This window comes from Kribbella sp. (assembly GCF_035655035.1).
Lineage (GTDB): Bacteria > Actinomycetota > Actinomycetes > Propionibacteriales > Kribbellaceae > Kribbella.
In genome coordinates, this window is the sequence record NZ_DASRVN010000231.1 from 1 (window position 1) to 15,130 (window position 15,130).

Annotated in this window: 11 protein-coding genes; 6 read left to right on the forward strand and 5 right to left on the reverse strand. The window is 66.6% G+C overall.

The genetic code is table 11. From position 1 onward, the window contains the following. Positions 1 to 1,413: cytochrome b (locus VFF46_RS13245; protein ID WP_325037397.1), on the forward strand; the 1,413-nt coding region annotated here is incomplete at its 5' end. Positions 1,414 to 1,470: 57 nt separating this feature from the next. On the opposite strand, the gene VFF46_RS13250 is transcribed toward VFF46_RS13245, so the two are convergent. Then, positions 1,471 to 1,935, reverse strand: a complete 465-nt coding sequence (locus VFF46_RS13250; protein ID WP_325037398.1) for a MarR family winged helix-turn-helix transcriptional regulator — start codon at positions 1,933 to 1,935, stop codon at positions 1,471 to 1,473. Positions 1,936 to 1,976: 41 nt separating this feature from the next. On the opposite strand from VFF46_RS13250, the gene VFF46_RS13255 reads away from it, so the two are divergent. Beyond that, positions 1,977 to 2,798 carry an alpha/beta hydrolase gene (locus tag VFF46_RS13255; protein ID WP_325037399.1) on the forward strand — a complete coding sequence of 274 codons (822 nt, stop codon included), beginning with the start codon at positions 1,977 to 1,979 and terminating at the stop codon, positions 2,796 to 2,798. An 87-nt stretch (positions 2,799 to 2,885) separates the two neighbouring features. Here the strand turns inward: VFF46_RS13255 and VFF46_RS13260 are convergent, their stop codons facing one another. From VFF46_RS13260 to coxB, 4 genes are all read right to left on the reverse strand, one after another. Further along, positions 2,886 to 4,124: a L,D-transpeptidase gene (locus tag VFF46_RS13260; protein ID WP_325037400.1), complete on the reverse strand. Its 1,239-nt coding sequence runs from the start codon at positions 4,122 to 4,124 to the stop codon at positions 2,886 to 2,888. Between the two features lie 196 nt (positions 4,125 to 4,320). Next, on the reverse strand, positions 4,321 to 4,716 hold the full coding sequence (locus VFF46_RS13265) for a cytochrome c oxidase subunit 4 (protein ID WP_325037401.1): 396 nt from the start codon (positions 4,714 to 4,716) through the stop codon (positions 4,321 to 4,323). Next, on the reverse strand, positions 4,713 to 6,398 hold the full coding sequence (ctaD, locus tag VFF46_RS13270; protein WP_325037407.1) for a cytochrome c oxidase subunit I: 1,686 nt from the start codon (positions 6,396 to 6,398) through the stop codon (positions 4,713 to 4,715). Before ctaD ends, VFF46_RS13265 begins: the two co-directional genes overlap by 4 nt. Before the next feature lie 71 nt (positions 6,399 to 6,469). Continuing rightward, on the reverse strand, positions 6,470 to 7,357 hold the full coding sequence (gene coxB, locus VFF46_RS13275) for a cytochrome c oxidase subunit II (protein ID WP_325037402.1): 888 nt from the start codon (positions 7,355 to 7,357) through the stop codon (positions 6,470 to 6,472). Between the two features lie 94 nt (positions 7,358 to 7,451). Here coxB and VFF46_RS13280 point away from each other — a divergent pair, with 94 nt between their 5' ends. The 4 genes from VFF46_RS13280 to pulA form a co-directional block, all read left to right on the forward strand. Next, the gene (locus tag VFF46_RS13280) at positions 7,452 to 8,567 is read left to right on the forward strand and encodes a cysteine desulfurase family protein (RefSeq protein ID WP_325037403.1); all 1,116 of its coding nucleotides are present in this window, start codon (positions 7,452 to 7,454) and stop codon (positions 8,565 to 8,567) included. Continuing rightward, a complete protein-coding gene (locus VFF46_RS13285) occupies positions 8,564 to 8,776 on the forward strand; it encodes a sulfurtransferase TusA family protein (RefSeq protein ID WP_325037404.1) in 213 nt (70 codons plus the stop codon). The genes VFF46_RS13280 and VFF46_RS13285 overlap by 4 nt, the downstream gene beginning before the upstream one ends. Before the next feature lie 74 nt (positions 8,777 to 8,850). Beyond that, complete coding sequence (locus tag VFF46_RS13290; RefSeq protein ID WP_325037405.1) at positions 8,851 to 9,573, forward strand: Sir2 family NAD-dependent protein deacetylase; 723 nt, start codon at positions 8,851 to 8,853, stop codon at positions 9,571 to 9,573. 72 nt (positions 9,574 to 9,645) lie between these two features. After that, on the forward strand, positions 9,646 to 15,130 hold a 5,485-nt coding region (gene pulA, locus VFF46_RS13295; RefSeq protein WP_325037406.1), incomplete at its 3' end, for a pullulanase-type alpha-1,6-glucosidase.

Below are 15,130 nucleotides of genomic sequence, written 5' to 3' on the forward strand. Positions count from 1 at the left end.
GCGTACGCCTCCACGCTGAACCTCAGCTTCGACATCCGCGGCGGCCTGCTGATCCGGCAGATCCACCACTGGGCGGCCGTGCTGTTCATCGCCGCGATGATGGTGCACCTGCTCCGGATGTTCTTCACCGGCGCGTTCCGCAAGCCACGTGAGCTGAACTGGCTGATCGGGTTCGGGATGCTGTTCCTCGGCATCATCGAGGGCTTCATCGGGTACGGCCTCCCCGACGACCTGCTGTCCGGTACCGGTCTGCGGATCACCAACGGCATGATCCAGGCGTCGCCGGTGATCGGCACGTACATGAACTTCTTCATCTTCGGCGGTGAGTTCCCCGGCGGCGACTTCGTCTCCCGGTTCTTCATCGTGCACGTGCTGCTGATCCCGGGCATCATCCTCGCCCTGGTCACGGTCCACCTGTTCCTGGTCGTGTACCACAAGCACACGCAGTACGCCGGTCCCGGCCGGACGCAGAAGAACGTGGTCGGCTACCCGCTGTTCCCGGTGTACACGGCCAAGGCCGGCGGCTTCTTCTTCGTGGTCTTCGGTGTCACCGCGCTGATGGGCGCGCTGATGCAGATCAACCCGGTCTGGCTGTACGGGCCGTACGACCCGGCCGCGGTGACCGCGGGTTCCCAGCCGGACTGGTACATGGGCTGGCTGGAAGGCTCGGTGCGTATCTTCCCCGGATTCGAGTCGCACTTCTGGGGCATCACCCTGAGCTGGAACCTGATCATCCCCGCGCTGATCGTGCCACCCGCGTTCGTCACCCTGGTCGCGCTCTACCCGTTCATCGAGGGCTGGATCACCGGGGACAAACGCGAGCACCACCTGCTGGACCGGCCCCGGGACGTACCGACCCGGACCGGTATCGGCGTCGCGTTCATGACGTTCTACGCGCTGCTGTGGGTCGGTGGCGGTAACGACGTCCTCGCCACCCATTTCCACATCTCGCTGAACAGCGTCACCTGGTTCCTGCGGTTCGCGGTCATCCTGGGCCCGATCCTGGCCTTCTGGATCACCCGCCGCTGGGCGATCTCGCTGCAGCGGGCCGACGAGGAGCGACTCCTGCACGGCCTGGAGACCGGCGTCATCGTGCGCTCCGCCGAGGGCAAGTACACCGAGAAGCACCAGCCGATATCGACCTACGAGGCCTACTCGCTCACCGCGCGGGACCGACTCGTGCCGCACGAGATCGGCCCGGACACCGACGACAACGGCGTCCGCGCCCCGCGCCGGGCCCTGCACAAGGCCCGCGCGGCGCTCTCCCGGTTCTACTTCGCCGACGCGGTCCAGAAGCCGACCGCCCAGGAGATCGAGGAGGCGCACGAGCACGCTCACGACGCCGACGAGATCCACGAACTGACCGAGGACACGGAGACCTACCGCGAGGTCACCAGCGGCGATCACTCCTGACGCTCGAAGCACCACAACGAACGGCCCCGGGCACTCGCCCGGGGCCGTTCGTGTTTGTCAGCCGATTGCCTGAGCCATCGCGGTCAGCCAGCGCTTGAGTGCTGCCTGGTCGGCGGGGCTCAAGGTCGCGGTCTCGGCGGCCATCCGGTTCAGGAGCGGCCCGAAGAACTGCCAGCCGAGCTCGACGGCGCTGTCGGAGACCTGCAGCTGGGCGCTGCGGCCGTCTGAGCGGCTTCTGAGGCGTTCTACGTGCCCTGCGGCCTCCAGGCGGTGTATGACGGCTGTCGTCGCCTGTGAGGTCATTCCCAGCTGCTGAGCGAGCCAGCTGGGCGTGGCCTCCGCCCCGGCGCGTTCGGCGTCCAGGAGGCGTATCAACGCCCGTACGTCGGTACCGTGCAGTCCCGTCGTACGCGCGAACTCCCCCACCGCCAGCTCGAGCCGCAGCGCGACGTCCCGCAGCAGATGCACAACCTCCAACGCAGCCGCACGCTCCGGGTCCGCCGGCATCACTCCTTCACGCATACCCTGCACTTTACCTCACTCAGTGAGCTATCCTCGGCGACATGAGCTTCCAGGACGCGTACGACGCTCTGCTCGAACACTGGGGTGTGCCGGTCGAGCAGCTCGAAGTAGCCGATGAGTTCGGTACGACGCACGTCAACGCGTGCGGCCCGGTGGACGGTGCGCCCGTCGTACTGCTGCCGGGTCATGGTGCGACCTCACCGGTGTGGTTCACCGTCGCACCAGGGCTGGCGGAGCAGTACCGGGTGTACGCGATCGACCTGATCGTCGACGCCGGCCGCAGTACCAACACCGGCCGGAAGCCCAAAACGCCCGGCGACCTGCACCTGTGGCTGACCAACGTCCTGGACGGCCTGGGCATCGACCGAGCAGCTCTGTGCGGTCACTCGTACGGCGCTTGGATCGCACTGACGTACTCGATCGCCCACCCGGACCGAGTACGCCGCCTCGCCCTGCTGGACCCCACAGACACCTACCTCGGCCTACGGGTGCCGTACATCCTCCGAGCACTGCCCAGCCTTCTGCGCCCCTCCCAGAAGCGAACCGCCTCGTTCCTGCACTGGGAGACTCAGGGCCTCCCCCTTGCTCCCGAGGTCATCAAACTTGCCGGCCTCGCCGCGGAGCGCCCCTCGACCCCGTTCGTCCGCACCAAACGCCCCACCGACGACCAACTGAGAACCGTCACACCCCTGGTCGTCATCGCCGACCGCAGCAAGAGCCACAACCCCACCCAACTCGCCCACCGAGTCGCCACCCTCAGCCCCACGGCGACCGTCGTACACCTCCCCCAGGCAACGCACCACTCCCTCCCGTCCCTCCACGCAGCCGACCTGCTGCCAGAACTCCAGAAGTACCTCGCTTGACGCGGTGGCACGTCGACCGTCGGCTGAATGGGCTGGGCCGGGCACCCTCAGGTGCCCGGCCCAGCCGAAGTGCGTCGTCGGTCTTGATCAGGAGAGGGCGGAGCCCGCCTTGTAGGCGGCCCAGGTGGTGTTCCAGTCGGTCCAGCCGTTGCCCGGCTCCATGTGCCGGTTGGTGCCGGTCACGATGACCGGGTCGCCGGTCAAGGTCTGGTCGAAGTACCACTTGGCGTCCGCGAGGCTCATGCCGACGCAGCCGTGGCTGACGTTGGCGCTGCCCTGGCTGCCGGCCGACCACGGCGCGCCGTGGATGAACTCGCCGGAGCTGGTGACGCGCTGCGCCCACTTCACGTCCGGGATGTTGTAGTAGTTCGGGTCGCCGGGCTTGATGCCGACGGTCGCCGCGTCCATCCGCTTGGTGGTGAACTTCTCCATGATCACCTTCACGCCGCTGCGGGTGGTGAAGCCGTCCTTACCGGCGGTGATCGGGATGGTGCGGGCCAGCTTGCCGTTGATCGTGACCGTCATCACGTGCTTCTTCACGTCGATGTGGCTGACCACGGACCTGCCGATGGTGAAGTTGACCGTCCGGTTGGTCTTGCCCCAGGTGTCGTTCCCGGCGTTCACGCCCTGCGTGTCGATGTTCACGGTCACCTTGGTGCCGACCGGCCAGTAGTTCTTCGGCCGGTAGTTGACCTGGGTGCTGTTCACCCAGTGCCAGCTGCCGTCGACCGGGACCGAGGTCTTCACCGACAGCCTCTTCTCGACCGCGGCGCGGTCCTTCACCGGGTTGTTCCAGTAGATCTGCACCGGAAACGCCACGCCGACGGTGGTGTCGCTCAGCGGCGCGACCGAGGACTTCAGGCTCCGCGTCGCTGTCAACGTCTTGAAGGTCGAGCTGATCGGCACCACGCCGCCGTCACTGCCCTCTGCGGAGCCTGTCACGGTGTACGTCGCGCTCGGCTTGAGCAGGCCGGCCGAAGTCCACTGGGTCTTGTCGGCGTTGAAGTTGCCGTCGATCTTGTTGCCGTTGTCGTCCTTCAGCGTGACCGCGGTCAGCTTGCCGCCCGCGCTCGTCACGGTGACCGGCTTGTCCGGCTGCACCGACGTGGCGCCCTTGGCGGGCACGACGGCGATGCTGGCGGCCGCCGTCTGCGACGGGGTGGTCGAGTTACCAGGCGTGCTCGAGGCGCCTGGCGTACTGCTCTGCGACGCGGAGGCGCCAGGCGTCGACTGTCCGCCGCTGCCGCCGGCCTTCGTGTCGCTGCACGCCGTACCGGCCAGCAGCAGTACACAGATCCCAGCAACGGCAAGGCCGTGCTTCCTCACCGAACCGCTCACCATTCCCCAGCTCTCCCCTGTTTAGTCAGACCGCGCCAAGGGTAACCTGCCGCGGCGACATTTCTCCGCATCGCACACCCACCGAACTGGTACGGTCCACAACACTCCGTACACAGCACTCTCTATGACGCACGAAAACGCCGACCGGTTCGTTCCCGGACGGCGTTTTTCGTACGACTCTCAACTAGTGAGCGTGGTCACCACGGTAGTACTCGAAGATGAACCCGCTCAGCGTGATGATGCCGATCCCGACGCCGGCGATGAACAGCCACCAGCCGAACACGATGCCGAGCACGACCACCGACAGCGTCAGCGCGCACCACAGCGGCCACCAGGAGTGCGGCGGGAAGAAGCCGAGCTCGCCGGCTCCGTCCACGACCTCCGCTTCCTTGCGGTCCTCCGGACGGGCGTCCATCCGGCGCGCGGTGACGCTCAGGTAGAACGCCACCAGCAGCGACAGGAAGAACGTCATCACCAGCGCGGTGGTACCGGTGGGGTCCGACGACATCAGCCAGTAGATCGGCGTGACGACGACCAGGAACACACTCAGGATCCCGAAGACCCAGGCTTCGACCTTCACGCCTTGTCCTTCCCGTCGGTCTCGGGTTCGTCGCCCGGCGCGATCGGCTTCTGATCGTCCGCGTCCAGCAGGTTGTCCGAACCCGACCTGCTCACCGGGCGGTCGGCCAGGGCCAGCTCGGCGTGGTGCAGGTCGAACGCGGGCGACTCCGAGCGGATCCGCGGCAGCGCGGCGAAGTTGTGCCGCGGCGGCGGGCAGCTGGTCGCCCATTCGAGCGAACGGCCCCAGCCCCACGGGTCGTCGACACCGACCGGCTGCTTCTTCCGCGACTTGTAGACGTTGTAGAAGAACGGCAGCATCGACGCGCCCAGGATGAAGGCACCGACGCTGGAGACCTCGTTCAGCGTGGTGAAGCCTTCGTTCGGGCTGTAGTCGGCGTACCGCCGCGGCATGCCCTCGACACCCAGCCAGTGCTGCACGAGGAACGTGGTGTGGAAGCCGATGAACAGCAGCCAGAAGTGCAGCTTGCCGAGCTTCTCGTCGAGCATCCGGCCGGTGAACTTCGGCCACCAGTAGTAGAACCCGGCGAACATCGCGAACACCACGGTGCCGAAGACGACGTAGTGGAAGTGCGCGACCACGAAGTACGAGTCGGACAGCTGGTAGTCCAGCGCCGGCGAGGCCAGGATGACGCCGGTCAGACCGCCGAACAGGAAGGTCGTCAGGAAGCCGACCGACCAGAGCATCGGCGTGTCGAACGACACCGACCCGCCCCAGATCGTGCCGATCCAGTTGAAGAACTTCACACCGGTCGGGACCGCGATCAGGAACGTCATGAACGAGAAGAACGGCAGGTTCACCGCGCCGGTGACGAACATGTGGTGCGCCCACACCGCCACCGACAGCACCGCGATACCGAGCGTCGCGCTGACCAGGCCGATGTAGCCGAAGACCGGCTTGCGGCTGAAGACCGGCAGGATCTCGGTGACGATGCCGAAGAACGGCAGCGCGATGATGTACACCTCGGGATGCCCGAAGAACCAGAACAGGTGCTGCCACAGGATCGGTCCGCCGTTGGCCGCGTCGAAGACATGGGCTCCGAGTGTTCGGTCCGCCTCCAGCACCAGCAGCGCCGCCGCCAGGATCGGGAAGGCGATCAGGACCAGGATCGACGTCACCAGGATGTTCCAGGTGAAGATCGGCATCCGGAACATCGTCATGCCCGGTGCCCGCATGGTGATGATCGTGGTGATGAAGTTCACCGCGCCGAGGATGGTGCCCAGACCGGCCAGGTACAGACCCATGATCCACAGGTCGCCGCCGACCCCCGGGGACCGGACCGCGTTGGACAGCGGTGCGTAGGCGAACCAGCCGAAGTCGGCCGCGCCGCCCGGGGTGAAGAACCCGCTGATCGTGATCGTGCCGCCGAACAGGAACAGCCAGTAGCTGAACATGTTCAGCCGCGGGAACGCGACGTCGGGGGCGCCGATCTGCAGCGGCATGATCTCGTTCGCGAAGCCGACGAACAGCGGCGTCGCGAACAGCAGCAGCATGATCGTGCCGTGCATCGTGAACAGCTGGTTGTAGACCTCTTCGTTCACGATCTGCAGGCCGGGCTTGGCCAGCTCGGCGCGGATCAGCAGCGCCATCACGCCGCCGATCAGGAAGAACGCGAACGACGTGACCAGGTACATGTGCCCGATCAGCTTGTGGTCGGTCGTGGTCAGGTACTTGACCAGCATCTGGCCCTTGCTGCGCCGCCGGGGCAGCGCTGTGGTGCTACCGATGGCGCCGGTGCGCTCGGCGAACTCGGTCACTTCTGCCCCTCCCCTGAACCGGGAATGGTGGTGGCGTCGGCGCCACCGGTGGCGGCTCCGGTCTGGCCCTTGGCGGCCAGGTCCTTCAGGTGTTGGTCGTACTCGGCGCGGGTGACCACGTGGACGGTGAAGATCATCCGGCTGTGGTAGAGACCGCAGAGCTCCGCGCACTTGCCGGCGAAGGTGCCGGTCTTGGTCGGGGTCAGCTCGAACTTGTTGGTCCGGCCCGGGATCACGTCGAGCTTGAAGTAGAACGACGGGACCCAGAACGAGTGGATGACGTCCGGCGAGGTCAGGTCGAAGTGCACCGACTCGTTCACCGGCAGCCACAGCGTCGCGGGCTTGTCGAGCGTGCCGGTCTCCCAGACGCCCTGCTGCCCGTCGACGGTGTCCTTGTAGTTGAAGGTCCACTGCCACTGCTGGCCCACCACGTTCACGGTGTGCTGCGGGTTGGCGTCCATCTTCGTCACCGTGTTGCCGTGCTCGACGGTGTAGAAGAAGAGCACACCGATGATCGCGAACGGCGCCAGGGTGTACAGGACTTCGAGCGGCAGGTTGTACCGCACCTGCCGGGGAGCGTCTTCGTTGCGCTTGCGGTACCGCACGCTGACCCAGAGGATCAGGCCCCAGACCATCACGCCGACGATCAGAGCGGCGGTCCAGGCCCCGATCCAGAGGCTGCGGATCGCCTCGGTCCGGTCCGATGCGCCCTCGGGCAGACCGAGTCGCTTCCACTGCTCAGTGGTCGCCGACGAACAACCGGTCAGCAGCGTGATGCCGAGCACCACTGCCGCACCGACCAGCAGGCGTCGCTTCGCCGGACGTGTGGCGCCGGCAGAACCTGCCGGTCGCTCCTCCACTCCGGGCGTGCCGTTCGAACCCACGGGGCGCCTTTCCCTTCCCAAGTGAGACTGACGACCAAACACTACTGGACCCCTTCCCCGATCTTGCGGAGAGGTAGGGCTTAGCGTTTCCCGTGTGAGCGAACGTGCGTATCTGGACGCCGCGTCGGCCGAGCCGATGCACCCCGCAGCGCGCGAAATGTTGCTGTCGGCAGTGGATTCCGGATGGGCCGATCCGGTGCGGCTGCACCACGAGGGCCGGACGGCGAGACTGCTGCTGGACAACGCCCGCGCGGTGCTCGCGGACGCGGTCGGCGTACGGCCGGACGAGCTGTATCTGACCACCTCCGGTACGGCGGCGATCCGGGACGGGCTCACCGCGGTACGGGCCGCCAGGCGGCGGGTGGGTACGTCGGTGGTGCACAGCGCCGTCGAGCACTCCGCAGTACTGCACACGGCCGGTGAGGACGGCGTCGAGGTCCGGGTGGACCAACTGGGGCGGGTGGACCTGGACGCGTTCACGGCGGCGGCACGGCGGCCCGGCGTGGCCGTGGCCGCGCTGCAGTCGGCGAACCACGAGGTGGGGACACGACAACCCGTCGAGGCGGCTGCCACTGTGTGTGGCGACGTACCGCTGTTTGTTGACGCGTCCGCTTCGATCGGGCACGACGCCGTACCGGACGGGTGGTCGATGCTGGCGGCAAGTGCTCACAAGTGGGGTGGCCCGGCCGGCGTGGGGCTGCTGGCGGTACGGAAGGGCACGCGGATCGCGCCGGCGTGGCCGATGGACGAGCGGGAGGACGGTCTCTCCCCTGGCTTCCCGAACGTGCCCAACGCGCTGGCTGCGGCCGCAGCGTTGCAGGCCAGGCTGGCCGAGGCCACTGAGCTCAACAAGCAGCACAGGGCGTGGGTGGACGAGGTACGGCACCGTGTGGCGGCCGACGTACCCGACGTGGAGGTGGTAGGTGATCCTGACGACCGCCTGCCGCACGTACTCACGTTCTCGTGTCTCTACGTGGACGGTGAAGCGCTGGTGACCGCCCTGGACGCGGAGGGCTTCGCTGTCTCCAGCGGCTCCGCCTGTACGTCGAGCACGCTGCGGCCGTCGCATGTGCTCGCAGCGATGGGTGTACTCACCCACGGCAACGTACGGCTCTCACTGGCGCGTGACACGAAGCATGACGACGTACTGCGGTTCTGCGCCGTGCTGCCGGGGATAGTGCAGCGAATCCGGGCGGAGGTGGGGATGTGAACGTCGAACTGGACTGCACCGGCCTGCTCTGCCCACTCCCAGTGATCAAACTGGCCAAGACGCTGCCGACCGTTGCTGTCGGCGACACGGTCACCGTGCTGGCCGACGACCCAGCGGCCGCCACGGACATCCCGGCCTGGTGCCGTATGCGCTCACAGGAGCTGGTGTCGGCCGCAGAAAACAGATACGTCGTACGGCGGCTCAGCTGACTGCTCTGGGACGGCGAGCGGGCCGACGAGATCGTGATGTCCGTAGTGGCGACCGAATGGATACCGTCAGGGGTGTGATCACCGCCGACCGCATCGCCGTACTGACCGGAGCCGGGATCTCGACCGCCTCTGGTATCCCCGACTTCCGCGGGCCGGAGGGCGTGTGGACGAAGAACCCGGCCGCCGAGGCGATGTTCGACATCGAGGAGTACGTCGCCAGCCGGGAGGTACGGGTGGCGACCTGGAAGCACAGGCTCGCCGTACCGGCCTGGAAGGTCGAACCGAACCCGGGTCACCTGGCACTGGTCGAGTTGGAGCGTCAGGGCCGGCTGACCGGGCTGATCACGCAGAACGTCGACGGGCTGCACCAGAAGGCCGGGTCATCACCAGAGCTGGTCCACGAGCTCCACGGGACAGTCTGGTACGTCGACTGCCTCCAGTGCGGACGCCGGCTGCCCATGGCCGACGTACTCCCCCGGCTGGAGTCCGGAGAGGACGACCCGGCCTGTGAGGTGTGTGGAGGCATCCTGAAGTCCGCGACGGTTTCCTTCGGCCAGTCACTCGCCAGGGCCGTGCTGGACCGAGCCGTCGCCACTACTGAGGCAGCAGACCTCTTCTTGGCGATTGGTACGTCCCTACAGGTCTACCCGGCCGCAGGTCTGTGCGACCTCGCACTGAACTCCGGCAAGCCTCTGGTCATCCTCAACGCGCAGCCGACGCCGTACGACGACCATGCGACCACTGTGCTGCGTACGCCGATCGAGACGACACTGCCGGACCTCGTGACCTTACCGTGACGTTCGAGGCCTCCTCACGGTAAAGGCCGACCGCTACCGTCCCCGGCATCAGACGGCGGGGAGGGGTGCGTGATGCGCGGGTTCAGGCGTTGGACGGCAGGTTTCACCGCGGCCGCGGTAGTAGTACTCGGACTGGGTACGCCGACACCGGCACCGGCGGCAGTGGAGCGGGTGATCACTCTCGCCGGGTCACTGCAGAGCGAGCTGGGCTGTGCGGGCGACTGGGACCCCGGCTGCGACGCGACCAGCCTCGGTACGAGTGCGCCGTACACGAAGGTGTTCGACGTACCGGCCGGGTCGTACGAGTACAAGGTCGCAGTCAACAAGAGCTGGGACGAGAACTACGGAGCAGGCGGCGTACTGAACGGCCAGAACATCCCACTGCGGATCGAAGGGCCGGCCAAGCTCCAGTTCAGCTACAACGACACCAGCCACGTCGTAACGGTCAAGCCGGTCGACCTGGCCGGGCCGACGGTGACACCCGCCGACAAGGCGCTCTCGACGCCCAGCCTGCGGCAGGGCCTCACCAAGGAGCGCTTCTACTTCCTGATGGCGGACCGGTTCGCGAACGGTGACAAGTCCAACGACGCAGGCGGTCTCACCGGCGGCAGGCTGCAGACAGGGCTGGACCCGACGGACAAGGGCTTCTACCACGGCGGTGACCTGGCCGGTGTGACCCAGAAGCTCGACTACATCAAGTCCCTGGGTACGACGGCGATCTGGCTGACACCGTCGTTCAAGAACCGCCCGGTACAGGGCACAGGCGCCGACGTGAGCGCCGGGTACCACGGCTACTGGATCACCGACTTCACCCGGATCGACCCGCATCTCGGCACCAACGCGGACATGAAGCGGCTGATCGACCTCGCGCACCGCAAGGGCATGAAGGTCTTCTTCGACATCATCACCAACCACACCGCGGACGTCATCGACTACCAGTCCGGCAACCACGGGTACATCCCGAAGTCCACGGCGCCGTACAAGGATGCTCAGGGCAACGTCTTCGACGACAAGCAGTACGCGGCCGGCGACACGTTCCCGGCGCTGGACCGGAACACCTCGTTCCCGAACGTGCCGATCTTCCACAGCAAGGCCGACGAGACCGTCAAGGTGCCGGCCTGGCTGAACGACCCGACGCTGTACCACAACCGCGGCGACTCGACGTACGCCGGCGAGAGCGCGGAGTACGGCGACTTCTCCGGCCTGGACGACCTGTTCACCGAGCAGCCGCGGGTGCGGGACGGGATGATCGACGTCTACAAGACCTGGGCCGAGTTCGGGATCGACGGGTTCCGGATCGACACCGTGAAGCACGTGAACATCGAGTTCTGGCAGAAGTTCTCCCCGGCGATCCTGGCCGCGGCGCGCGGTGCCGGTGCGAAGAACTTCTTCATGTTCGGCGAGGTCTACGACGCCAACCCGCAGTTCATGTCGACGTACACGACCAAGGGCGACCTGCAGGCGACGCTGGACTTCGGGTTCCAGCAGAACGCGGTGGCGTACGCGAAGGGCGACTCTGGTACCAAGCTGCAGGACTTCTACGCGAACGACGACTACTACACGGACACAGACTCCAACGCGTACGAGCTGCCCACCTTCCTCGGCAACCACGACATGGGGCGTGTGGGCACATTCTTGAAGCAGGGTGGCGCCTCAGGACAGGAACTGCTCGCACGGGACGAGCTGGCGCACTCCCTCATGTACCTGACCCGCGGACAGCCTGTCGTGTACTACGGCGACGAGCAGGGCTTCACAGGTGCCGGCGGCGACAAGGACGCACGACAGGACATGTTCGCGACCAAGACCGCCGACTACGCGGACGACGAGGTCGTTGACGGCACGGGTACGACGACGATCGGCAGCAAGGACCGGTACGACGTCAACGCGCCCATGTACAAGCACATCGCCGCCCTGGCACAGCTGCGGGCGAAGTACCCGGCGCTGTCGGACGGGCGCCAGGTGAACAGGTACTCCTCCAACAGCAACGGGCTGTACGCATTCAGCCGGCTGGGCAACGACAACGTCGAGTACCTGGTGGTGGCGAACAACTCCAAGACGGCCGCGTCCGCGACGGTACCGACGTACGGGCCGAACACGTGGCTGAAGCCGGTCTACGGCAACAGCAAGGCTCTGAAGACCGACCGTGAGGGCAGGGTGGTTGTCAGCCAAGGCCCTCTGTCCGTGACTGTGTACCAGGCGCAGACGAAGGTCCCACCGCGTGCCAAGGCGCCCAGTGTCTATATGAGGTCGCCGGAGCTCGGTGCGACGGTCGGGGGTCGTGCGGAGATCGCTGCTGCGGTCCCCGAGAACACACCGGCCACCGTGACCTTCGGGTACCGCCCCCTGGGTACGACGGAGTGGAAGCGGCTCGGGTCCGACGACAACGCGCCGTACCGGGTCTTCCAGGACGTCACGGGGATGCCTAAGGGCACGCTGCTCGAGTACCGCGCCGTCCTGCGGGACACGTCGGGCAACTACTCGGTGTCCGGGTCGTACGGCGTAGTAGGCGATGCACCGGCGCCAGGTGGTGTCGGTGGCGGCACAGGTCCCGTCGTACAGCCTGCGAACGTCAGCGTGCCCGGTGACCACAACAGCGAGATGGGCTGTGCTGCTGACTGGTCACCGGACTGCGACCAGGCACAGCTGAAGCTGGACCCGAAGGACAAGGTCTGGAAGGGCACCTACACCACCATCCCGGCCGGGGAGCACGCGTACAAGGCAGCCATCAACAAGACCTGGGACGAGAACTACGGAGCCGGTGGAGTCGCCAACGGCGCCAACATCTCCTACACCGCACCTAGCGGGCCAGTGACGTTCTACTACGAGCACGGCCGGCACTACGTCACGTCCAGCGCGCAGGGGCCGATCATCACGGTGCCCGGGTCGTTCCAGACCGCGTTGGGCTGCCCGACCGACTGGGACCCGTCCTGCATGCGACCCTGGTTGACCGACGAGGACGGTGACGGCACGTACACCTGGTCCACCAGCGAGTTGAAGGCGGGCAACTATGAGGCGAAGGTCGCACACAACCTGTCCTGGGACGAGAGCTACCCGGCTCAGAACGTGCCGGTCTCAGTACCGAGCGATGGGCTGGCCGTCACGTTCTCGTACGTGCTCGCGACCCACCAGCTCACGGTGACCACGTCCAAGCCCGGCGCGCAGCCGGACCTCAGCCAGGCGAAGGCGTACTGGCTCAACCGCGACACCCTCGCCGTACCCGCTGTCGACCATCCGGAGCGGTACCGGTGGCGGCTGCACTGGTCGGACACCGGTTCGCTCAAGGTGGACACCGACGACATCGGTGGCTCGTCAACCGCGCTTCGCTATGACCCTGCTGAGGTCAAGCCGGGCTACACCACGCTGCGGCTCGACCATGCCGACGTAGACAAGATCTTGAAGGGACAACTCGGCCTGGCGCAGTACGACGACACGGGCCGGCTGCTGGACGCCACGGGCGTGCAGATTCCCGGCGTACTCGACGATGTGTACCGCAGCGCTGTCAACCGCTCCTACGGCGTCACCTGGCAGGCCGGGAAGCCCACGTTCACCGTGTGGGCTCCAACGGCGCAAAACGTCCGTCTACTGGTGGGCAACTCGGCTGCAGCCATGCACCGCAACTCAGACGGGTCCTGGGCTTTCACTGGCCCCCGCTCGTTGAAGGACGCCTCTTATCGCTTTGAGGTCACGGTCTATGCGCCCAGTACTGGCAAGGTAGAGAAGAACGTCGTCACGGACCCGTACTCGGTTGCACTCACCACGGACTCGACCTACTCGGTCGCGGCCGACCTGAACGACCCGGCGGGCAAGCCGGCGCTCTGGACCAGGACTCCGTCGCCAAAACTCGCCCGTGGGGTCGATTCGACGATCTACGAGCTGCATGTGCGGGACTTTTCGATCAACGACAACACCGTGCCCGCAGCTCACCGCGGTACCTATCTGGCGTTCGCGGACGACGGCAACGGCACGAAGCACTTGCGGTCGCTGGCAGCCGCGGGGCTCAACACCGTGCACCTGCTGCCTACGTTCGACATCGCCTCGATCCCCGAGACCGGGCAGCAGACACCGGCCTGTGACCTCAAGGCGCTGCCGCCCGACTCGGACCAGCAGCAGGCCTGCGTGACAGCCGTCGCTGGAAAGGACGGCTTCAACTGGGGCTACGACCCGTTCCACTGGCTCGCCCCGGAGGGGTCGTACGCCACGCAGAAGGACGGGCTGGCCAGGGTCTCCGAGTTCCGCACCATGGTCGGCGGCCTGCACAAGTCCGGCCTACGCGTCGTACTGGATCAGGTCTATAACCACACGCCCGCCGCAGGACAGGCGCCGACGTCCGTACTGGACAAGATCGTGCCTGGCTACTACCAGCGGCTGGACGCGACCGGAAAGGTCGAGAACTCCACCTGCTGCAGCAACATCGCCACCGAGCACGCGATAGCCGAGAAGATCATGGTCGACGGCACGGTGAGCTGGGCGCGCAACTACCACGTGGACGGCTTCCGGTACGACCTGATGGGTCACCACACCAAGGCGAACATGCTGAAGATCCGCGCCGCGCTGAACAAACTGACGCTCGCCCGCGACGGCGTGGACGGTCGGTCGATCTACCTGTACGGCGAGGGCTGGAACTTCGGCGAGGTCGCGAACGACGCGCTGTTCGTCCAGGCCCGGCAGGGGAACCTCGGCGGTACCGGGATCGGCACCTTCTCCGACCGGCTGCGGGACGCGGTCCGGGGCGGTGGGCCGTTCGACGACGACCCGCGGGTGCAGGGCTTCGGGTCCGGCGAGGCGAGCGACCCGAACGGCGCGGCGGTCAACGGTACGCCGGCCGACCGCGCGAAGCGGCTCGCCCACGACACGGACCTCGTACAGCTCGGCCTGGCCGGGAACCTGCGGTCGTTCACGTTCAAGTCGGTGTCGTCGGGCGCGGTCGTCCGTGGCGACCAGGTCGACTACAACGGCTCGCCCGCCGGGTACGCCGATCAGCCGGACGAGGTGGTGACGTACGTCGATGCCCACGACAACGAAACGTTGTGGGACACGCTGACGTACAAGCTGCCGACCGACCTGCCGATGCCGGACCGGATCCGGATGAACACGTTGTCGCTGGCAACGACCGCGCTGGCGCAGACGCCGTCGTTCTGGCACGCCGGCGCGGACCTGTTGCGGAGCAAGTCGCTGGACCGCAACTCGTACGACTCCGGCGACTGGTTCAACACGCTCGACTGGACCGGCGCGGACAACGGTTTCGGGCACGGTCTGCCGCCGAAGGCCGACAACGAGGCGAAGTGGCCGTTCATGAAGCCGCTGCTCGCCAATCCCGCGCTGAAGCCGTCCGCCGCCGATGTGGCGACAGCTTCGGCGGCCGCGGCCGATCTGTTGAAGCTGCGGTTCTCCAGTCCGCTCTTCCGCCTCGGCTCGGCCGCGCTGATCAACCAGAAGCTCAGCTTCCCGGTGAGTGGTACGACGCCTGGCGTGATCACGATGCGCATCGACGACACCGTCGGGCCTGACGTCGATCCGGCGCTGAAGGGGGTCGTTGTCGTCTTCAACTCCACCAACG

Excerpts from the sequence above, each read along its gene's own strand:
- ctaD (WP_325037407.1), bottom strand. The coding sequence starts at position 6,398 with ATGCTGGTCAAGTACCTGACCACGACCGACCACAAGCTGATCGGGCAC.
- VFF46_RS13255 (WP_325037399.1), top strand. The coding sequence starts at position 1,977 with ATGAGCTTCCAGGACGCGTACGACGCTCTGCTCGAACACTGGGGTGTG.
- VFF46_RS13250 (WP_325037398.1), bottom strand. The coding sequence starts at position 1,935 with ATGCGTGAAGGAGTGATGCCGGCGGACCCGGAGCGTGCGGCTGCGTTG.